Here is a 19,097-nt window from a genome sequence, read left to right as displayed (position 1 = left end):
AGCCGCCTTTTGCGGATCCTGGATGGGGTCGGAGAAGCCAAAGCATGATCCCGGACCGGAGGTCAGCGTAAGCAAAAACGCGAACCGGCTCTCGGAAAGATCACGCTCCTGATCTAGAACGGCTTCACGACGACCAGGATGACGATGACGATCATCAACAATGTGGGGATCTCGTTGACGATTCGCCAGTGGCGTGCCGGTTTTTCGTTCTTGTCCTCGGCGAATTTCCTGACCGCGCCGGCGAGATAGCCATGCAGGCCCGATAGGACGAGCACCAGCGCGATCTTGGCATGCAGCCAGCCACCCTGGAATGCAAAGCCTTTCCAGGCCAACCAAAGCCCGAACACCCAGGTCAGGATCATCGCCGGGTTGATGATGGCCCTCAGCAGCCGGCGCTCCATCACCTTGAAGGTCTCGGACTGGACCGAGCCTTTCTCGGCATCGACGTGATAGACGAACAGCCTGGGCAGATAGAGCATGCCGGCCATCCAGGAAATGACCGCGATCACATGGATCGCCTTCGCCCAGAGATAGAAGCCGTCGCCGGCGACGAGATAGAGCAGCGCCGTCAAGGCGACGAGCACGGCAATGCCGATCGTCATGCGCTTCATCGCCTGGCCGGTGCTGTTCTCGTTGCTCATCGATGGCTCCTCACCATTTTCACCATCGCCTCGACATGCGCCACCGGCGTCTCCGGCGTGATGCCGTGGCCGAGATTGAAGATCAGCGGCCCACCACCCAATGTTCTCAGAATGGCATCGACGCCGTCGGCCAGCGCCTTGCCACCGGCGACCAGGCGCAGCGGATCGAGATTGCCTTGCACCGCGCCGTCGCGCTGCAAGTCCTTCGCCATCGACAAAGGCACGGTCCAGTCGAGGCCGAGACCGGCAATGCCGGTCTTCTTCCTGTAGTCGCGATAGCGTTCGCCGGCGCCCTTGGGAAAACCGATCACCGGCACGTCGGGGTGAACCGCCTTCACTTGGGCGACGATCTCGGCCACCGGTTCGACGCAAAAAGCCTCGAAGGACGGTTCGTCCAGCACGCCCGACCAGGAATCGAAAATCTGCACCGCATCAGCGCCGGCTTCGATCTGGCGGATGAGATAGGCGGCCGAGTGATCGGCCAGCGTGTTCAAAAGCTTCGCGAAAGCCTCGGGCTCGCGATAGGCGAAAAGCCGGGCAGGGCCCTGGTCGGGCGTACCATGTCCGGCGATCATATAGGTCGCCACCGTCCAGGGCGCGCCGCAGAAGCCGAGCAGCGTCGTCTCGTCGGGCAGTTTCGCGCGCAGCCGGCGCACGGTCTCATAGACCGGTTCGAGATTCACGTGAAACACATCGCCGTTCAGCGCGGGGATCTCGGCCGCCGTGATCGGCTTCAGGACCGGCCCGCGACCCTCCTCGAAACGGACCTCGCGCCCCAGGGCATTAGGCACGACGAGAATGTCGGAGAACAGGATCGAAGCGTCGAAGCCGAAGCGTTCGATCGGCTGCAGTGTCACCTCGACGGCGAGGTCCGGATCGTAGCAAAGATCGAGGAAGGATCCGGCCCGCTTCCTTGTCTCGCGATACTCCGGAAGATAGCGGCCCGCCTGACGCATCATCCAGAGCGGCGGCGGTGAAACCGTCTCGCCCTTGAGGACGTCCAGCACGATCCGTTTCCCAGCCATCCAGCGCTGCCCTCTCCAGTCCCTCTAAATCAAATATCTATTTTAAAAGAGTTTTCTGATTCTAAGAGTCTGTTGGTTGTGATGGTTGCGACCTGTCCAGCCTGCGGCGCGAAAAGGCCAGTCAGCATATTGTCGCGTACTAGCGTCCGCAATTTGGAGGGTTCTGGGGACGAAGCCGATTCAGGCTTTGGAGTCAAAAGCTTGGGCCTTCCGTTCCGAACTCCTTGCTGTGGATGAAATCGGCCAAGAAAAGTTGATCCCCGGTTTTGTCCCCAGCGCCGCGACAAAGCCTACAGCGGGTCGAATTGTGGACAAGCGGCCATCTGATACAGTCGCTTTTTGACCCAAGGCCTGCCCACCCAGCCTTGTCCACAATTGCCCACAGCCTGGACCCATCGCCTGTGAACAAACCTCAGAGCTTCTTCCATTTGCATCTGATCTCCGACGCCACCGGCGAAACGCTGCTGGCGGCCGGCCGCGCCGCGTCCGCGCAGTATAAGGACGCGCGCGCCATCGAACATATTTATCCGCTGATCCGCACCGAGAAGCAGGTTGCCAAGGTCTTCGAGGACATCGAGGAAGAGCCCGGCATCATTCTCTATACGGTCGTCGACCAGAAGCTCGCCCGCTCGATCGACGAGCGCTGCGCCGCCATGGGCCTGCCTTGCGTCTCGGTGCTGGAGCCGGTGCTCAGCGTTTTCCAGTCCTATCTCGGCACGCCGGCCGGCCGCCGGGTCGGCGCCCAGCACGTGCTCGACGCCGAATATTTCCGCCGCATCGACGCGCTGAACTTCACCATGGAGCATGATGACGGCCAGCTGCCCGCCAATATGGAGGATGCCGACGTCGTGCTGATCGGCATCTCGCGCACCTCGAAGACGCCGACCAGCATCTATCTCGCCAATCGCGGCATCAAGACCGCCAACATCCCGATCGTGCTCGGCGTGCCGCTGCCCGAGAGCCTGATTGCCGCCAAGACGCCTTTGGTCGTCGGTCTCGTCGCCACGGCCGAGCGAATCTCGCATGTGCGGCAAAACCGCATCCTCGGCAACAGCGCCGCCTTCGTGCCGACAGATTATGTCGACCGCGCCGCGATCAACGAGGAGCTTGCCTATGCCCGCCAGCTCTGTACCAGGCATGGCTGGCCGATGATCGATGTCAGCCGCCGCTCCATCGAGGAAACAGCGGCGGCTATCGTTGCCCTGCGGGGAAAGACGCGCTAGGGCGTCGATATTCAGGTGATGCCGGCCTGCAAGTAGCGGCTTCCTGCGCTTCCGGTGCTCACGTACTTTAAGTACGCTCCGCTCCGGTTCTCGGAAGCCACCACTTTCGGTTCGGCCTAACCTGAATCTCAACACCCTAGTTGGTCCCACAGACCAGGCGCGAAAAAATGGCCGAAAAAATCATCCTCGCTTCGGGCAGCCCGTACAGGAAAGCGATGCTCGTCAATGCCGGCCTCGACATCGAGGCGGTGCCGGCCAATGTCGACGAGCGCGCGCTCGAGGCTCCGCTGAAGGACAGCGGCGTTTCACCGGAAGATGTCGCCTCTATCCTGGCCGAGGCCAAGGCGACCGAGGTCAGCGAGCGCAGGCCAGGTGTTCTGGTCCTCGGCTGCGACCAGACCCTGTCGCTGGGCGACGAGATTTTTCACAAGCCCGCCGACATGGAAGGCGCGCGCCGCCACCTGCTCGCGCTCTCCGGCAAGACGCATCAATTGAACAGCGCCGCCGTGCTCTGCCGCGACAGCGAGGTGCTGTGGCGCCATGTCGGCGTCGCCAGCCTCACCATGCGCAAGCTCGACCCCGCCTTTATCGGCCGGCATCTGGCCCGCGTCGGCGCCAAGGCGCTTTCCAGCGTCGGCGCCTATCAGATCGAGGGCGAAGGCATCCAGCTGTTCGAGAAGATCGAGGGCGACTATTTCACCATTGTCGGCCTGCCGCTGCTGGCTGTGCTGAAGGAATTGCGCGCATTGGGAGCCATCGATGGCTGAGGCAAAAGCTTTTGTCACCGGACATCCGATCGCCCATTCGCGCTCGCCGAAGATCCACGGCTATTGGCTCAAGCAATACGGCATCGACGGCAGCTACCGGGCGATCGACGTCGCGCCGGCGGATTTCGCCGCCTTCCTCAAGTCTCTCGGCGAGGACGGCTATCGCGGCGGCAATGTCACCATTCCGCACAAGGAAGCCGCTTTCGCGGCCGTCGCCCGCCGCGACCATGCGGCCGATGCAATCGGCGCCGTCAACACGCTGTGGTTCGAGGACGGCCTTCTCTGGGGCGGCAACACGGACGGCTACGGCTTCGCCGCCAACCTCGACGACCATGCACCCGGATGGGCGGCCAATGGGCCGGCCGTGGTGCTCGGCGCCGGCGGCGCCTCCCGCGCAGTCATCCACGCGCTGAAGGAGCGTGGCATCAAGGATATCCGCGTCGTCAATCGGACGCTCGCGAGAGCCGAGGAACTCAGCCGCCACTTCGGCGGCGGCGTCTCGGCGCATGGCGCGGTCGGCGAACTGCTTGCCGATGCCGGCCTGCTCGTCAACACCACGGCGCTCGGCATGCATGGTGACGCGACTTTGGCCGCCGATCCGGGCGGCCTGCCGGACCGCGCCATCGTGACCGACATCGTCTATGTACCGCTGGAGACGCCGCTTCTGGCAGCCGCCAGGGCGCGCGGCCTGAAGACGGTCGATGGGCTCGGCATGCTGCTGCATCAGGCGGTACCGGGCTTCGAACGCTGGTTCGGTCGGAAACCCGAAGTCACGCCCGAATTGCGGCGTATGATCGTTGCCGACATCGAGGGCCATTGATGATCGTGCTCGGCCTTACCGGATCGATCGGCATGGGCAAGTCGGCCACGGCGAAAATGTTCGCCGAGGCGGGCGTGCCGGTGCATGATTCGGACGAGACGGTGCACCGCCTTTATTCCGGCAAGGCAGCGCCTTTGGTCGAAGCGGCTTTCCCGGGTACCACCGAGGCAGGGGTGGTCGATCGCGTGAAACTAGCGGGCCGAGTGCTTGCCGATCCGGCCGCGCTGAAGAAGCTCGAGGCGATCATTCACCCGCTGGTGCGCGCCGACGCCGATGCGTTTCTGGCCAGGCACCGCGCCGCCGGTGCGCCTCTCGCCGTGCTCGACATTCCGCTGCTGTTCGAAACCGGCGGGCGCAACCGCGTCGACAAGGTCGTGGTCGTCACCGCGTCGCCCGAGATCCAGCGCCAGCGTGTGTTGGCCAGGCCCGGCATGAGCGAGGAGAAATTTGCCTCTATCCTCGCCAAGCAAGTGCCCGACGCCGAAAAACGCCGCCGGGCCGATTTCATCATCGACACCGGAAATGGCTTCGACGCGGCGCGAAAGGCGGTCGGAGCGATCGTGGCCGAACTGGCGGGGGATAAGCAGGAATCGCCCCGCTCCTGACTCTTGCTGTCAGCAGTCCCCATTGCCATTTTGTTCTGGTTTGTGATTCTGCTCCCTGGAGCGGATTGATTCGAATGCGTGAGATCATCTTCGATACGGAAACCACCGGCCTCGATTTGCGCGAAGACCGCATCATCGAGCTCGGCGGCGTCGAGCTGGTCAACCGTTTTCCAACCGGCCGCACGTTCCACAAATTCATCAATCCGCAGGGCCGCGCCATCCATGCCGAAGCGCAGGCCGTGCATGGAATCAGTGCCGCCGACCTGGTCGGCAAGCCGACCTTCGCCGAAATCGCGCAGGAATGGCTGGACTTCACCGACGGCGCCAAACTGATCGCCCACAACGCCACCTTCGACCTCGGCTTCCTCAATCTCGAATACAGCCGGCTCGGCCATCCATCCATAGATCCCGGCCGCATCATCGACACGCTGGCGCTCGCGCGCCGCAAGCATCCGATGGGCCCGAACTCGCTCGATGCGCTCTGCCGCCGCTACGGCATCGACAACACGCGCCGCACCAAGCACGGCGCGCTGCTCGACTCCGAATTGCTGGCCGAGGTCTATATCGAGCTCATCGGCGGCAAGCAGGCGGCGCTGGTTCTGGAGGCGGTGGCGGTGCAGATGAACGGCGCCGGCGAGGTGGCCGATATCGACATCTCCATCGGCGCGAGGCCGATCGCCCTGCCGCCACGGTTGAGCGAAGCGGACCGCGCGGCGCATGCCGGGCTGGTTTCGACGCTGGGTGAAAAGGCGCTGTGGCTGAAGGTGGCAGTGGGTTGAGCCAGAACGTCCGAACGTAGCCTGCCGAGGCTTTCGCGACTTAGTCGTCTTAGGGCGGAGCAAGGAGCGAAGCGACGCGCGCAGACCCTAGGATCCATGCCGTGACGCTGGTGCTATGCTCCGACGGTGCAAGAAGCCGGACGGAGCTACCAGCCTGTCCCACGGAAAAGCTCGAACCATTCCGGGTTGATCTTCTCGATCAACTCGATCTTCCATTGTCGCGGCCTACGGCCAATTTCATGGCATGGATTCTAGGGTCTGCGCGCCTCGCTTCGTTCCCTGCTCCGCCCTGGAATGACGATCGCCCGGAGGTCTTCGCTAGTCTCAGACATCTCCAACAAAAAAAGCCCGGCGCGAAGCCGGGCTCTCCATACGATGGGTGGTGCGCCTTCTCAGCTCACCTGGACCTTGCTGGCCGCGGCCTGATCCTCGGCAATCCTCTGCTGGAACATCTGCGCGAAGTCGATCGGGTCGAGCATCAGCGGCGGGAAGCCGCCATTGCGGGTGGCGTCGGCGATGATCTGGCGCGCGAAGGGGAACAGCAAGCGCGGGCATTCGATGAAGAGCAGCGGCAGCATGTGTTCCTGCGGGAAGCCCGAGATGGCGAAGACGCCGCCATAGACCAGCTCGACATTGAACAGCACTTCCTGGTCGAAGGACGCCTTGGCGTTCAGCGTCAGATTGACGTCGAACTGCTTGTCCGAAAGCGGGTTGGCGTTGACGTTGACATTGATGGCGATGCCAGGCGCTTTGTCGCGGCCGCGCAGCGAATTCGGCGCGCCGGGGCTTTCGAAGGACAGATCCTTCACATATTGCGCGAGCACATTGAGCGAGGGCTGGTTCTGGGTGCCGTTGCCGTTGGCGGCGCCGGTCGCCGCGTCATCGTTGCTGGCCATGAGCCTTAGTCCTTTTGCCTGGGCAGCATTGCTGACCGGATTGAAATCGCGGGTTCGCTACCATGGTCGGCCGGACAAAACAAGTTTTGCCGCCTCTGTCGGCGACAGGTCCGGGACTAATCGTTCTTCAGCCGCCGCCAGGGCGAATTGTGATCCGGCCGGTTCGGATAATCGTCGCGCGAATAGTCGCTGTCGTCGAGATCGATGACGGTGTGGCGCCGCCGCGCCGAGAAGCCGCTGCTGAAGCTGGTTGCCATAACGATACGGTTCTTGAGCAGGCGCCAGGCGAAGTCGCGCACCGGCGGCAGCAACAGAAGAATGGCGAAGATGTCGGTGATGAAGCCCGGGATGATGAGCAGGATCGCCGCCAGCACGATCATCGCGCCATGCGCAAGCTGCCGGCTGGGATCGCGTCCGGCATCCATCTCCGTGCGCACCCGCGTCATGACGCCGAAACCCTGATGCCGAAGCAGCAGGCTGCCGGCGATGCTGGACAGGATCACCAGCCCGACCGTCGCCAAGGCGCCGATTTCGCGGCCGACAATGACGAAGCCGGCGATCTCCAGCAGCGGCAGCAGAAGCAGGAACAACGGGATGAAGGAAATGCGCAAGTCTCGACCGATCGCTTTCTCTTTTGCGGCGCCCGCGGACAATCGCCGCTGGCCTTGGCGCCTATAGATAGGTATGGCTGCCTTTGATTTGAATGATAGCGCCTGCCGTTCTATATGCTTTGGATGTTGAACGCTATGCGACCGCGCTCCCCGAGGGAGTTACGCCGGTCCGGCAAGGACAGGGTTCGAGTTGGCGGAAAATATGGGTTTCTTCGACTTCGGCACGATTTTCTTTTTGATTGCGGCGGTTGTGATCTTTTTCCAGCTGCGCAACGTGCTTGGACGTCGCACCGGAAACGAGCGTCCGCCCTTCGATCCCTATTCGGCGAGCCGCACGCGCGAGGCCGATGCGGCGCAGAAGCCTGAAAATGTCGTATCGGTGCCGCGCAAGCGCATGCCGGGCGAACCGGCGGCCGAGACCTATGCCGAAATCGACGCCTTCGCCAAGCCGGACACCGATCTCAACAAAGGCCTGCGAACGATCAAGGACAACGATCCGTCCTTCGACCCCAAGACCTTCGTCGACGGCGCCAAGATGGCCTATGAGATGATCGTCATGGCCTATGCCGACGGCGACCGTAAGACGCTGAAGAACCTCCTGTCGCGCGAAGTCTATGACGGCTTCGTCGCCGCGATCGGCGAGCGCGAGGCCAAGTCGGAAAAGATCCAGTCTTCCTTCGTCGGCATCGACAAGGCCGACATCGTCAGCGCCGAAATGAAGGGCTCGGAAGCGCATATCACGCTGCGCGTCGTCTCCGAGCTGATCTCGGCGACCCGCGACAAGGCCGGCGCCGTCATCGACGGCGATCCGGAGACGGTAGCCGAGGTCAAGGATGTCTGGACCTTTGCCCGCGACACCCGCTCGCGCGACCCGAACTGGAAGCTCGTCGCCACCGAAGAAGAAGACTAAATCCAGGCGGCGGGGCTCGGTCGTGCCGCTCTCTTCCACATTCAGCGAAAAAACCTTCGGCGACCTACCAGGCTGGGGCGAGGATGACCACCTCGCGGCCTTTGCCGCGTTTCGCCGCTCCGCCTTCCATGCCCCGGTAAAACCTTATCGCAGCGGGTTGCTCGGCGTCGATTTCAATGCCTTTGCCGAGGCCTATGCCGAGGCGCGCGCCGTTTCGGCGCCGAATCGGTCGGAGGCGCGGTCTTTCTTCGAACGGCATTTCGTGCCGATGCTGGTGAAGGCTGAAAACGGCTCAGGGCTTGTCACCGGCTTCTACGAGCCGGAGGTCGAGGCCTCGCCGGTCAGGACGGAAAGGTTCACCGTGCCGCTGCTGTCCCGGCCTGCCGACCTGATCGACATCGACGACGGCAACCGGCCGGCCGGCCTGGATCCTTATCTGGCCTTTGCCCGCCGGACGGATGGAGGTCCGGTCGAATATTTCGACCGCGGCGAAATCGAACGCGGCGCGCTCGCCGGCCGGAATCTCGAAATTGCCTGGCTTGCGGAAAAGGTCGACGCCTTCTTCATCCATGTGCAGGGCGCGGCTAGACTGAAGATGACCGACGGCAGGCTCGCCCGCATCACCTACGCGGCCAAGTCCGGCCAGCGCTTCACCGGCCCGGGCAAAATCCTGAGCGATCTCGGCGAGATCCCGCTGGACAAAGTCACGATGCAGTCGATCCGCGCCTGGTTCAAGGCGCATCCGGACCGGGTCGACGAGATCCTCTGGCAGAATCACTCCTACATTTTCTTCCGCGAGGCTGCGGTCGACGATGCGGCGCTCGGGCCCATCGCCGCCGCTAAGGTGCCGCTGACGCCCGGGCGATCGGTCGCGGTCGACCGCCTGCTGCACACTTTCGGCACGCCCTTCTATGTCGACGCCCCGACGCTCACCGCCTTCGACCAAAAACCGTTCCGGCGGCTGATGATCGCGCAGGACACCGGCTCGGCCATCACCGGACCCGCGCGCGGCGACCTCTTCGCCGGCTCAGGTGACGCCGCCGGCGAAATCGCCGGCGTGGTCCGCAACGCGGCGGATTTCTATGCGCTGGTGCCGCGCGCGCTTCTGGATGGAGCGAGCCGGTGAGCCGCCGCGACGATCATCTCAGCGACGACGATCGCATCCTGTGGAACCTGGTGGCGCGCTCGGCCCGGCCTTTGAAAGGCAAGACCGCCGTCGAGATCCCCGACATCGTCGAGCCCAAACCCGAGCCGCCGCGGCCTGCCGCCAATGGCGTTCCGGCCGCTGCCGTCAAGCCGAAGACGCCGCATGTCTCGCATTCGCTCGACGACCAGACGCTGCACAAGCTGAAGAAAGGCCGGCTGCCGATCGAGGGCCGCGTCGACTTGCACGGCATGACGCAGGACGAGGCCTATTCGCTGCTGCTCACCTTCCTCAACCGTGCGCATGCCGGCGGCATCCGCTATGTGCTGATCATCACCGGCAAGGGCTCGTCTTCGGGCGGCGACGGCATCCTGCGCCGCGCCGTACCGGCCTGGCTCTCTACGCCGGCCTTCCGCCATCTGGTCTCAAGCCACGACCACGCCGCGCGCAACCATGGCGGTTCGGGCGCGCTCTATGTGCGGCTGCGGCGGACGCGCTCATGAGGATGCCTAGAGCAATTCCAGGAAAAGTGTGTAGCGGTTTTCCGTCCGGAATTGCGCCAAAACAAAGAAACGCGGCGGGTCGCCGCTTCGGTGAAGCGGTGAACCGTTCCAGATGACCCCCTTCGGCGAAAGGCTTAGGGCGCTGCGCGCCGAGCGCGGCGTCAGCCAGAAGGCGATGGCCGAGGCCATCGGCGTCAGCGCCGCCTATCTGTCGGCGCTCGAGCATGGCCGCCGCGGCGCGCCGACCTGGACGCTGATCCAGAAGATCATCGGCTATTTCAACATCATTTGGGACGAGGCCGAGGACCTTGCCCGGCTCGCCGAAAGCTCGCACCCCAGGGTCAGGATCGACACGTCCGGCCTGTCGCCGGCGGCGACGGAGCTCGCCAACCTTCTGGCCGAGAGCATCGAGAAGCTGGACGAGGCGGAATTGCGCCGCCTCAGCGCATCGATACGCACGGCACTCGGCCGGCCTCTATAATCCCGGCGCCAGGCGCCAGCGGATCGCGATTGTCCGCTGGCGCTGTTTCAATTCCATCTGAGATCAGGGCTTGCCGGCGCCGTTGGTGCTGCCGCCGTTGGGGCTGCCCCGGCCGCCATTGCCTTGATGGCCCTGGTGGTCGCGGCCATTGCCGCCGCCCGGGCAGTTCGCGGAACCGACGCTGCAGCAGCGGCCGCTCCATAGGTCATTGAGGTTGGTCGCGGCGCAGCTTTTGTAGGTCTGGTCCGCCAGGGCCGATCCGGTCAGGGCCGACAGCGCGACGGCGGCAAGCAAGGTGTTGCGCAGGAAAGAAGTCATTTGCGTTCTCCATGGTTGGGTTTGCCATTCACGGCTGTGTGTCGCCGGCCGAACGGGAATGGTTCATGGAGGTGTGCGATTTTTTCGGAAGCTCCTTGCGCTCGTCATCCGAGGGCGAAGCGACGCGAAGCGGAGCGTAGGCCCGAGGATCCATTCCGTGACCTCGCGCGAACGGTAGAAGCGGTGCAGACCAGAGGTCGTCCTGCACCGCGGTAACGCCTATAGGTGACGGAATGGATTCTGGGGTCCTCGCGGCGTCGCTGCGCTCCTTGCTTCGCCCTAGAATGACGAAACCGAGGTTAGCCCTGCCTACTGCACCGAGCCGACGAGCACCGCCTGGCCGTCGCGGATCGAGACCCAGCGTCCGGTGTTGTCGATCGCCTGGCGCTTGAGGAAGCGGTAGCCGGTCGCGTCCCAGGCTTTAACCTTGTCGGTCAAATTGTCGAGCACATAGTCGCCCTTGTCGGTGCGCACCGTCAGCACGGAGTGGCCTTCGCCGTCCGGCTTGCGCACGACGGTGATCAAAAGGTCGGCCAGCGACATGCCCATGCGATAGAGCTCGCGGCGCTTTTCCAGCACATAGTCCTCGCAATCGCCATAGCCGTCGTCCGGATAGGCCCAAACTTCGTCCTTGCCATAGTGATCGAGGTCGCTCATCGGCTTGACGGCGGCGTTGACCTTGGCGGTCACGTTGATCAGCCGGCGCCACAAACCATCCGTCATCCTGGCCGGCTCGAGATCGACCGGACGGATGTTGCATTCGTTCGGATGCGATTTGCAGAAATCATAGTGGCCGATCGGCTGCGACGTTAGGCCACCCGTGATCATCGCGCCCGCCGCCCAGGCCGGCACCGCCCAATGCGCAGAGATCGCCAGTCCCGCGGTCGCACACAAACGCAGAATCCGCGTCATCGCTGAGGAAGTCATTGCCCCCGCCCTGTTCTTTATTAACGAAACGTTAAGGGCGATTTACAGTCCGTGTCAATTAGAGACGGCGGTCCGTTTGACGGCATGGTTACCTGGACGATCCAGTAGCGGCACTTTCGCAACAGAGGCATGGACGCAACACTGCCGGCCGCCGGGTGGCGGCAGGGCTGATGCTGGGCGCCTGCAATCAGCTTTTTGCGGAACGGACCAGCTTCGGCTTTGTCGCCACCCGGTGCTGGCGGCCATAGCTGGAAATGAAATCGACGATGCGCGGCACGATTTCCGAGCGGAAGCGCGAGCCGTTGAAAACGCCGTAATGGCCGACGGCCGGCTGCACGTAATGCGCTTTTTTATCTGCCGGGATGTTGACGCAAAGGTCATGCGCGGCCTGGGTCTGGCCGAGGCCGGAAATGTCGTCGTTCTCGCCCTCGACGGTCAGCAGCGCGACGTTGCGGATCGCCTTCGGATCGACCGGCTCGCCGCGATGCGTCATCTCGCCCTTCGGCAGCGCGTGGCGCACGAACACGGTGTCGACCGTCTGCAGGTAGAACTCCGCCGTCAGGTCCATCACCGCCAGATATTCGTCGTAGAAGTCGCGGTGCTTCTCGGCGCTGTCGCCGTCATGCTTCACAAGGTGCATGAAGAAGTCCTTGTGGGCGATGATGTGGCGGTCGAGGTTCATGCTCATGAAGCCCGAAAGCTGCAGGAAACCCGGATAGACCTCGCGGCCGAAACCCGGCACCGGCCACGGCGCCTGCATGATGACATTGTCGCGGAACCAGTCGATCCCCTTTTCCTCGGCCAGAAGATTGACCGCGGTCGGGTTGCGGCGGGTGTCGACCGGGCCGCCCATCAGCGTCATGGTCGAGGGCACGAAGGGATCGCCGCGCTTCTCCATCAGCGCCACCGCCGCCAGCACCGGCACCGACGGCTGGCACACGGCCATCACATGCGTGTCGGGGCCGAGCGCGTGGAACATCTCGATGACGTAATCGATATAATCGTCGAGATCGAAGCTGCCTTGCGAGACTGGCACCATGCGGGCGTCGACCCAGTCGGTGATGTGCACGTCGGCATAAGGCAGCATGGCCTCGACCGTGCCGCGCAGCAGCGTCGCGTAGTGGCCCGACATCGGCGCCACGATCAAAAGCTTCGGGTCGGGCTTGCGGCCGGCGGGCAGCGCGCGCTCGAAACGGATGAGGTTGCAGAAGGGCTTCGACCAGACCGTCTTTTCCGTGACGGCGACGTTTTTCCAGTCGACCACGGTCTTGTCCAGGCCGAATTGCGGCTTGCCGTAGCGGCGGGTGCTCCGCTCGAACAGCTCGGCGGTCGCCGCCACCGAGCGGCCGAACGGGGTGTGGGAAATCGGATTGAGCGGGTTGGAGTAGAACAGCCGCACCGCGTCGGCATAGAGGCGGGCCGGCTGCAGCGCCGCATGGTTCATTTCGTAGAGCTGGTAGAACATCGCGAACCCCGCTGCCGTCCGACGACCAAAGGGACGACGAACAGCGCCGAGCCTTGCATGTGTCGCGGCGAGGTTAACAAGATCTTGTTGCGATGCAATACGTCATTTTGTCTGACGAATGCATCTTTGGTCTAAGCTGTTGAAAGTCGGCCGTTGAAGCCGGAGCCGGCTCAATGTGCGCTGCAGAAATGTGAAGGATATGTGTCCGGCCCCTCATGCCGGACATCGGCCACGATCCTTAACATCAAGAGCGGTTGGATCATGGTCCTGTGAACAGATGGCTTAAACACGCGCCATGCAGACGGCGGTGTGGCCCGAACCGATGAAACCCAGTTGACTGGCGGCGCCGCGGGAGAGATCCAGCATGCGTCCCCTCACGAATGGACCGCGATCGTTGATGCGAACGATGACGCTGCGGCCGTTGTTTTTGTTGGTGACCCTGAGCTTGGTGCCGAAGGGCAGGGAGCGATGGGCGGCTGTCAGTGCCGAGGGGTTCATGCGTTCCCCTGAGGCGGTTCTGGAATGCAGCGCATACCAGGAAGCGCGGCCGCATTGCGCGGCGGCGGAGGAGGCGGACGACGCGCCAGCCGTCAGGCCAGCCGCGATCGTCACCGCGACAAGCGCGGCGCGGTTGGTTTTCTTCATCTTTTGGGGGTGGCTCCGTTGATCGAATAGCCCCGCCTAAGTGCCGAATGAGGCGGGAAATGCGGCAACCTTCTGGCGGTTCCATGGCGGCGGCACACGTTTGGAGTCGCTGCGAAACAGTTTGTCATGATATTTCTGAAGGCGGAGCGGCGTATTCTTGATGAATATCGGACCGGAATCCGGCACGTTCCGGGCAAGATCGGTCCTCAAGATTTTGCAGTAAAGAGGAACCGAACTATTTCGATTCCTCGCCGTCTTTGTTGCGTCTCTGTCGCGGTCCAGGATCGACTTTTGGAGAGGGTCCAACCGATGCGATTGATCAGGTTTGTGCTGGCGCTGATTGTGCTGGCCGTCGGTGCGCTGTGGTCGCTGCAAGGCCTCGGTCTCGTCAAGGGCAGCTTCATGACCGGCCAGACGCAATGGCTCTATGTCGGCCTCCTCACCATGCTGGTCGGCGTGGCCGGGCTGCGCTGGGCGAACCGCTCGCGCATCTGATCTGCTGGCAGGCGTCCCTTCCGTTATTATCTCGTTCTGTTTCGCGTCGCTCCGCCCCAGAATGCCGACCGCGTGGATGCGACCCAGCGAACGAAAATCTGCCTGTCACGCCACCCTGGCAAATCCATGCTTCACATCGCAGGCGAATTGGAAGGAGGGTTTCGTGCCTGGCTCGGTTAGTATAGTAATCTTGTCAACATTGGGAGTGAGAGAACGATGCGCGACCTTCTGAAGACCGTTTCGGCGATCGTTCGTGGCTTGCGGCCGAGGCCGACCGCGGCGCCCGCTCCGTGCTGATCGCTCCGTCAGTTTCGGCTAGCAGTCATGGTTGGACGCGCCAATTCCATCATCATTGTCGGCGGCGGCGCCAGCGGTGTCGTGCTCGCTGCGCATCTGCTCAAATCGCCCAATCCGGACCTGCGCGTCACGCTGATCGAGAAGCGGCCGCATTTCGGCCAGGGCATGGCCTATTCGACGCTGCTTTCGGCGCATGTGCTCAACGTCAACGCTTCCGGCATGAGCGCTTACGCCGACGACCCGACGCATTTCGCGCGCTGGGTGTTGGAGCGCGGGCTCGCCAAGCCGGACCAGGGGCCGTTCTATGCGCCGCGCAGCCTCTATGCCCGCTATCTGCAGGACGTGCTCGAGGGTCTCCAGGAACGCGAACGCGAGACCGGGCGTCTCAGGCTGATCCGCGAGGAGAGCCTGTCGATCTCGCCGACCCCGTCGGGTGTCGAGGTCGCGCTCGCCAACGGCACCAGCGTCGTGGCGCATCTCGCCGTCTTGGCCACCGGCCATGACGAGCAACCCGGCGCCTTCCAAGGCCATGCGATCCGCATGGGAACGGAGGCCGATACCGCGCTCGATCCGCAGGCCGCCGTCCTGCTGCTCGGCACTGGCCTGAGCATGGTCGACGCCTTCCTGTCGCTGGAACAGCGCGGCCATCTGGGCGCCATCGCCGCGGTGTCGCGACGCGGCCTGCTGCCGTCGCCGCATCGCAAGGGCAATCCGATCAAGCTCGATATCGCCGATATCCCGCTCGGCACCCAGCTTTCCTATTTCGTCGCCTGGTTCCGCAACCTGATCCGCGAGAACCAGAAGGCCGGCGGCGACTGGCGCGACGTCGTCGACGGCTTGAGGCCCTTCAACCAGAAAATCTGGCAGAACTGGCCGGCCTCTGCCAAACGCCGCTTCGTCGAGCACACTAAGGCCTGGTGGGACATCCACCGCCACCGGATGGCGCCGGAAGTCTACGCGCGCGTCACCGAAGCCGTGCGCTCGGGCCGCATCCGCCTCGTCGCCGGCAGGGTCGTGAATGTCGAGGCGAACGGCGGCTTCGCCGTGAAAATCCAGCCGCGCGGCACGCAGGATATCGAGACCCTGGAGGTCGCCCGGCTCTATGATTGCATGGGCATCGCCCGCGACGTTTCGAGGACGTCGAACGGCGTCGTGCGCTCGCTGATCGAGCGCGGCCTGGCGCGGCCCGATCCGCTGCGCCTCGGTCTCGATGTCACCGCGAAATGCGAGCTGATCGCGGCCGACGGCACGGTCTCGTCGAAGCTGCTCGCCGTCGGCCCGCTGACGCGCGGCACCTTCTTCGAGATCGATGCCATTCCCGATATTCGTGTGCAATGCGCCAAGCTGAGTAAGCTGCTGCTGGGGTGAGGCTCGCTGCAATCGGTCGTCATTCTAGGGTCTGCGCGCGTCGCTTCGCTCCTTGCTCCGCCCTAGAATGACGAAGGATGGATCGCAGCTTCACGCGCAAGAACCCTCTCTATCGTCTTTGACGATATCCCAGCGGTTGGCACCGCCATGCCCAGAAAGGGGGAGATGGCCGGCAGGCCAGAGGGGGCTGCCTCGCGCCGGCTTCAACAATGAGAGGCTGCGAAGCAACCCACCTAGAATTCCATTCCGCCACTCGCCGCGGGATTGGCACGATCTATCTTCTTTCCTGATGAAAAGGGCTGGAAAAGACAGGGCGCGCGATCCGCGAAACCGGAATGGAATCCCGCGGCCTATCGCGCGAGATTGCCGACATCCGCCTCGAACTGCTTCGATGGAGCACTCAAGATGAGCGAGCAGACAAAAGCGGCGCCGCAGCGCGCGCACACCAACCTGTCGAGACTTCGCCCGCCTTACGCTTCGGTGCTCGACCTGATCGGCCAGACGCCGGTCGTCGAGCTGACCAAATTCGACACCGGCAAATGCCGCTTGTTCATCAAGCTCGAAAGCCAGAATCCCGGCGGCTCGATCAAGGACCGCATCGCGCTGTCGATGATCGCGGCGGCCGAGAAGGCGGGCAAGCTGAAGCGCGGCGGCACGATCGTCGAGGCCACCGCCGGCAACACCGGCCTCGGCCTCGCTCAGGTCGGCATCCCGAAAGGCTACCGCATCATTCTCGTCGTGCCCGACAAGATGTCGCGCGAAAAAATCCAGCATCTGCGCGCTTTGGGCGCCGAAGTGCGCATGACCCGCTCCGATGTCGGCAAGGGCCATCCCGAATATTACCAGGACATGGCCGAGAAGATCGCCGCCGAATTGCCCGGCGCCTTCTATGCCAACCAGTTCGCCAATCCGGCCAACCCGCTGGCGCATGAGACGACGACCGGCCCGGAAATCTTATCGCAGCTCGAAGGCGACGTCGACGCGGTGGTGGTCGGCGTCGGCTCGGGCGGCACGCTGACCGGCCTCGGCCGCTATTTCGCGAAACATTCGCCGAAGACCGAGATGGTGCTGGCCGATCCGGTCGGCTCAGTGCTGGCGCCGCTGATCAAGACCGGCAAGATGGAAGAGGCCGGGAGCTGGACGGTCGAAGGCATCGGCGAGGATTTCGTGCCGCCCAATGCCGATCTCGCGCTGGTGAAAAAGGCCTACTCCATTCCCGACAAGCAAAGCATGTTGGCAGTGCGCGATCTCCTGTCGCGCGAAGGTATCCTCGCCGGCTCGTCCTCGGGCACGCTTCTGTCGGCGGCACTTCGCTATTGCCGCGAGCAGACGGTGCCGAAGCGCGTCGTCACCTTCGTCTGCGACAGCGGCAACAAATACCTGTCGAAAGTCTTCGACGACATCTGGCTGGCCGAGCAGGGCCTTGCCGACCAGGAACAACATGGCGATCTGCGCGACCTCGTCATGCGCTCGCCGCGCACCGGCGACATCGTGACCGTCGGCCCGGAGGAAACCCTGCTCAACGCCTATGGCCGCATGCGCCGTTCCGATGTCTCGCAACTGCCGGTGCTGGACGAGGGCAAACTGGTCGGCATCGTCGACGAAAGCGACATCCTGGCCAAGGTCGACGGCCCGTATGACGGCCGCTGGGACCGTTTCAACGCGCCGGTGCGCACCGCCATGACGTCGAACCTGCACACGCTGCAGGCCAACCAGACGCTCGACGCGCTGCTGCCGGTCTTCGACCGCAACGAGGTCGCCATCGTCTTCGATGGCGAGGAGTTCATCGGCCTGATAACCCGTATCGACCTGATCAACCATCTGAGGCGCCGCGCAAAATGAGTTCGAACGGCAAGAACCGCCTGGCCTTTTCCACCCGTGCCATCCATGGCGGCCAGAGCCATGACCCGCTGACCGGTGCGGTGATGGTGCCGATCTATGCCACCTCCACCTATGGCCAGCAGTCGCCGGGCGTGCACAAGGGTTTTGAATATGCCCGCAGCCAGAACCCGACGCGCTTCGCCTTCGAGCGTGCGGTCGCCGACCTGGAAAGCGGCTCGGCCGCCTTCGCCTTCGCCTCCGGCCTGGCGGCGATCGGCACGGTGCTCGAGCTTCTCGATTCCGGCGCCCATATCGTCGCCACCGACGACATCTATGGCGGCTCGTTCCGCTTGATGGAGCGGGTTCGCAAGCGCTCGGCGGGCCTCGAGGTGAGCTTTGCCGATTTCACCGATCTCGCCGCGGTCGAGGCGGCGATCCGCCCGGAAACAAAACTGCTTTGGGTCGAGACACCGACCAATCCGCTGCTGCGCATCGTCGATCTCGAAGCGGTCGCCGCACTGGCCAGGCGCAAGGGGCTGCTCACCGTCGCCGACAACACTTTTTGCAGCCCTTATCTCCAGCGCCCGCTGGAGCTCGGCATCGACATCGTCGTGCATTCGACGACGAAATATCTCAACGGCCATTCCGACATGGTCGGCGGCGTAGCGGTTGTCGGCGACAACAAGGATCTCGCCGACCGGCTGAAATTCCTGCAGAACGCCATCGGCGCCATCTCCGGCCCGTTCGACAGTTTTCTCGCCCTGCGCGGCATCAAGACCCTGGCGCTCAGGATGGAGCGTCACTCGGCCAACGGCCTGAAGATCGCGCAATGGCTGGAAACGCGAAAAGATATCCGCCGGGTCATCTATCCCGGCCTTGCCAGCCACCCGCAGCATTCCATCGCCGTTCAGCAGATGCACGCCTTCGGCGGCATGATCTCGGTCGACCTCGACCGCGACCTCGCCGGAACGAAACGCTTCCTGGAACGCACGCAGCTCTTCACGCTGGCCGAAAGCCTGGGCGGCGTCGAAAGCCTGATCGAGCATCCGGCGCTGATGACGCACGGCTCGATCCCGGCGGAGAAGCGGGGGGCGATCGGGATTTCGGATTCGCTGGTGCGGCTGTCGTGTGGGATCGAGGATGGGGATGACCTGATCGCGGATCTGCAGCAGGCGCTGGGGCTCTAGCGCCGCCAATCACCGCGCGTCGCGTTCCTTCGCGCCCCCCCTCTGTCCTGCCGGACATCTCCCCCACGAGGGCAGGGGAATCGCATATGGCTTTTTGGGACTTGAAGTTAGCCTGAGAAAGGATTCTTTGGGCAGGCAGTCGAGCGAGGGAGAGACTGCCATTTCCAGC

21 protein-coding genes are annotated in these 19,097 nt (G+C 63.5%); 13 read left to right on the top strand and 8 right to left on the bottom strand.

Translation table 11 applies throughout. The features are described 5' to 3' along the window. Nucleotides 1-113 precede the first annotated feature (113 nt). On the bottom strand, nt 114-641 hold the full coding sequence (hemJ, locus tag P9273_RS16090; protein ID WP_278049802.1) for a protoporphyrinogen oxidase HemJ: 528 nt from the start codon (nt 639-641) through the stop codon (nt 114-116). After that, a complete protein-coding gene (hemE, locus tag P9273_RS16085; protein ID WP_278049801.1) occupies nt 638-1,666 on the bottom strand; it encodes a uroporphyrinogen decarboxylase in 1,029 nt (342 codons plus the stop codon). Before hemE ends, hemJ begins: the two co-directional genes overlap by 4 nt. Before the next feature lie 401 nt (nt 1,667-2,067). Between hemE and P9273_RS16080 the strand changes: the two genes are divergently transcribed. The 5 genes from P9273_RS16080 (at nt 2,068) to dnaQ (ending at nt 5,860) form a co-directional block, all read left to right on the top strand. Next, nucleotides 2,068-2,889, top strand: coding sequence for a pyruvate, water dikinase regulatory protein (locus P9273_RS16080; RefSeq protein WP_278049799.1), 822 nt, complete (start codon nt 2,068-2,070; stop codon nt 2,887-2,889). Nucleotides 2,890-3,056: 167 nt separating this feature from the next. Further along, entirely contained in the window at nt 3,057-3,656 is a 600-nt protein-coding gene (locus P9273_RS16075; RefSeq protein ID WP_278049798.1) for a Maf-like protein, read from the top strand. After that, the gene (locus P9273_RS16070; protein WP_278049797.1) at nt 3,649-4,476 is read left to right on the top strand and encodes a shikimate dehydrogenase; all 828 of its coding nucleotides are present in this window, start codon (nt 3,649-3,651) and stop codon (nt 4,474-4,476) included. The genes P9273_RS16075 and P9273_RS16070 overlap by 8 nt, the downstream gene beginning before the upstream one ends. Continuing rightward, on the top strand, nt 4,476-5,081 hold the full coding sequence (gene coaE, locus P9273_RS16065; RefSeq protein ID WP_278049795.1) for a dephospho-CoA kinase: 606 nt from the start codon (nt 4,476-4,478) through the stop codon (nt 5,079-5,081). Before P9273_RS16070 ends, coaE begins: the two co-directional genes overlap by 1 nt. A 74-nt stretch (nt 5,082-5,155) precedes the next feature. Beyond that, the gene (gene dnaQ, locus P9273_RS16060) at nt 5,156-5,860 is read left to right on the top strand and encodes a DNA polymerase III subunit epsilon (protein WP_278049794.1); all 705 of its coding nucleotides are present in this window, start codon (nt 5,156-5,158) and stop codon (nt 5,858-5,860) included. Nucleotides 5,861-6,252: 392 nt separating this feature from the next. Here the strand turns inward: dnaQ and secB are convergent, their stop codons facing one another. Beyond that, nucleotides 6,253-6,756, bottom strand: coding sequence for a protein-export chaperone SecB (gene secB, locus P9273_RS16055; RefSeq protein WP_040986315.1), 504 nt, complete (start codon nt 6,754-6,756; stop codon nt 6,253-6,255). A gap of 116 nt (nt 6,757-6,872) precedes the next feature. After that, nucleotides 6,873-7,367: an FxsA family protein gene (locus P9273_RS16050; RefSeq protein ID WP_278049793.1), complete on the bottom strand. Its 495-nt coding sequence runs from the start codon at nt 7,365-7,367 to the stop codon at nt 6,873-6,875. A gap of 202 nt (nt 7,368-7,569) precedes the next feature. On the opposite strand from P9273_RS16050, the gene P9273_RS16045 reads away from it, so the two are divergent. The 4 genes from P9273_RS16045 to P9273_RS16030 all read left to right on the top strand — a co-directional run bounded on the left by P9273_RS16045 (nt 7,570) and on the right by P9273_RS16030 (nt 10,405). Then, nucleotides 7,570-8,277 carry a Tim44/TimA family putative adaptor protein gene (locus tag P9273_RS16045; protein ID WP_040999248.1) on the top strand — a complete coding sequence of 236 codons (708 nt, stop codon included), beginning with the start codon at nt 7,570-7,572 and terminating at the stop codon, nt 8,275-8,277. A 22-nt stretch (nt 8,278-8,299) separates the two neighbouring features. Further along, nucleotides 8,300-9,403: a murein transglycosylase A gene (gene mltA / locus P9273_RS16040; RefSeq protein WP_278049792.1), complete on the top strand. Its 1,104-nt coding sequence runs from the start codon at nt 8,300-8,302 to the stop codon at nt 9,401-9,403. After that, nucleotides 9,400-9,924 (top strand): Smr/MutS family protein, encoded by a 525-nt coding sequence (locus tag P9273_RS16035; protein WP_278049791.1) that lies wholly within the window; start codon nt 9,400-9,402, stop codon nt 9,922-9,924. Before mltA ends, P9273_RS16035 begins: the two co-directional genes overlap by 4 nt. Nucleotides 9,925-10,036: 112 nt before the next feature. Beyond that, nucleotides 10,037-10,405: a helix-turn-helix domain-containing protein gene (locus tag P9273_RS16030; protein WP_278049790.1), complete on the top strand. Its 369-nt coding sequence runs from the start codon at nt 10,037-10,039 to the stop codon at nt 10,403-10,405. A gap of 63 nt (nt 10,406-10,468) precedes the next feature. On the opposite strand, the gene P9273_RS16025 is transcribed toward P9273_RS16030, so the two are convergent. From P9273_RS16025 to P9273_RS16010, 4 genes are all read right to left on the bottom strand, one after another. Then, entirely contained in the window at nt 10,469-10,723 is a 255-nt protein-coding gene (locus P9273_RS16025; RefSeq protein ID WP_040999255.1) for a hypothetical protein, read from the bottom strand. Nucleotides 10,724-11,032: 309 nt separating this feature from the next. After that, nucleotides 11,033-11,650: a transglutaminase-like cysteine peptidase gene (locus P9273_RS16020; RefSeq protein WP_278049788.1), complete on the bottom strand. Its 618-nt coding sequence runs from the start codon at nt 11,648-11,650 to the stop codon at nt 11,033-11,035. A gap of 187 nt (nt 11,651-11,837) precedes the next feature. Further along, nucleotides 11,838-13,115, bottom strand: coding sequence for a polyhydroxyalkanoate depolymerase (locus P9273_RS16015; protein WP_278049787.1), 1,278 nt, complete (start codon nt 13,113-13,115; stop codon nt 11,838-11,840). A 282-nt stretch (nt 13,116-13,397) separates the two neighbouring features. Continuing rightward, nucleotides 13,398-13,760, bottom strand: coding sequence for a septal ring lytic transglycosylase RlpA family protein (locus P9273_RS16010; RefSeq protein ID WP_040999259.1), 363 nt, complete (start codon nt 13,758-13,760; stop codon nt 13,398-13,400). Nucleotides 13,761-14,069: 309 nt separating this feature from the next. On the opposite strand from P9273_RS16010, the gene P9273_RS16005 reads away from it, so the two are divergent. The 4 genes from P9273_RS16005 (at nt 14,070) to P9273_RS15990 (ending at nt 18,928) form a co-directional block, all read left to right on the top strand. Beyond that, on the top strand, nt 14,070-14,255 hold the full coding sequence (locus tag P9273_RS16005; RefSeq protein WP_040999261.1) for a hypothetical protein: 186 nt from the start codon (nt 14,070-14,072) through the stop codon (nt 14,253-14,255). Nucleotides 14,256-14,579: 324 nt separating this feature from the next. After that, a complete protein-coding gene (locus P9273_RS16000) occupies nt 14,580-15,920 on the top strand; it encodes an FAD/NAD(P)-binding protein (RefSeq protein ID WP_278049786.1) in 1,341 nt (446 codons plus the stop codon). 405 nt (nt 15,921-16,325) lie between these two features. Continuing rightward, on the top strand, nt 16,326-17,762 hold the full coding sequence (locus P9273_RS15995; protein WP_278049785.1) for a pyridoxal-phosphate dependent enzyme: 1,437 nt from the start codon (nt 16,326-16,328) through the stop codon (nt 17,760-17,762). Further along, nucleotides 17,759-18,928 (top strand): cystathionine gamma-synthase, encoded by a 1,170-nt coding sequence (locus P9273_RS15990; protein WP_278049784.1) that lies wholly within the window; start codon nt 17,759-17,761, stop codon nt 18,926-18,928. Before P9273_RS15995 ends, P9273_RS15990 begins: the two co-directional genes overlap by 4 nt. Nucleotides 18,929-19,097: the final 169 nt, after the last annotated feature.

Origin of the sequence: Mesorhizobium sp. WSM4935, from assembly GCF_029625735.1 — a bacterium.
In the GTDB taxonomy this organism is placed as follows: Bacteria; Pseudomonadota; Alphaproteobacteria; order Rhizobiales; family Rhizobiaceae; genus Mesorhizobium.
This window is presented reverse-complemented; position numbering and strand designations above follow the sequence as displayed.

Coding starts and splice junctions, on each gene's coding strand:
- hemJ (WP_278049802.1), bottom strand. CDS start 641: ATGAGCAACGAGAACAGCACCGGCCAGGCGATGAAGCGCATGACGATC.
- P9273_RS16000 (WP_278049786.1), top strand. CDS start 14,580: ATGGTTGGACGCGCCAATTCCATCATCATTGTCGGCGGCGGCGCCAGC.
- P9273_RS16015 (WP_278049787.1), bottom strand. CDS start 13,115: ATGTTCTACCAGCTCTACGAAATGAACCATGCGGCGCTGCAGCCGGCC.
- hemE (WP_278049801.1), bottom strand. CDS start 1,666: ATGGCTGGGAAACGGATCGTGCTGGACGTCCTCAAGGGCGAGACGGTT.
- P9273_RS16005 (WP_040999261.1), top strand. CDS start 14,070: ATGCGATTGATCAGGTTTGTGCTGGCGCTGATTGTGCTGGCCGTCGGT.
- P9273_RS16045 (WP_040999248.1), top strand. CDS start 7,570: ATGGGTTTCTTCGACTTCGGCACGATTTTCTTTTTGATTGCGGCGGTT.
- P9273_RS15990 (WP_278049784.1), top strand. CDS start 17,759: ATGAGTTCGAACGGCAAGAACCGCCTGGCCTTTTCCACCCGTGCCATC.
- secB (WP_040986315.1), bottom strand. CDS start 6,756: ATGGCCAGCAACGATGACGCGGCGACCGGCGCCGCCAACGGCAACGGC.
- P9273_RS16010 (WP_040999259.1), bottom strand. CDS start 13,760: ATGAAGAAAACCAACCGCGCCGCGCTTGTCGCGGTGACGATCGCGGCT.
- P9273_RS16030 (WP_278049790.1), top strand. CDS start 10,037: ATGACCCCCTTCGGCGAAAGGCTTAGGGCGCTGCGCGCCGAGCGCGGC.
- P9273_RS16020 (WP_278049788.1), bottom strand. CDS start 11,650: ATGACTTCCTCAGCGATGACGCGGATTCTGCGTTTGTGTGCGACCGCG.
- P9273_RS16075 (WP_278049798.1), top strand. CDS start 3,057: ATGGCCGAAAAAATCATCCTCGCTTCGGGCAGCCCGTACAGGAAAGCG.
- P9273_RS16025 (WP_040999255.1), bottom strand. CDS start 10,723: ATGACTTCTTTCCTGCGCAACACCTTGCTTGCCGCCGTCGCGCTGTCG.
- P9273_RS16070 (WP_278049797.1), top strand. CDS start 3,649: ATGGCTGAGGCAAAAGCTTTTGTCACCGGACATCCGATCGCCCATTCG.
- coaE (WP_278049795.1), top strand. CDS start 4,476: ATGATCGTGCTCGGCCTTACCGGATCGATCGGCATGGGCAAGTCGGCC.
- dnaQ (WP_278049794.1), top strand. CDS start 5,156: ATGCGTGAGATCATCTTCGATACGGAAACCACCGGCCTCGATTTGCGC.
- P9273_RS15995 (WP_278049785.1), top strand. CDS start 16,326: ATGAGCGAGCAGACAAAAGCGGCGCCGCAGCGCGCGCACACCAACCTG.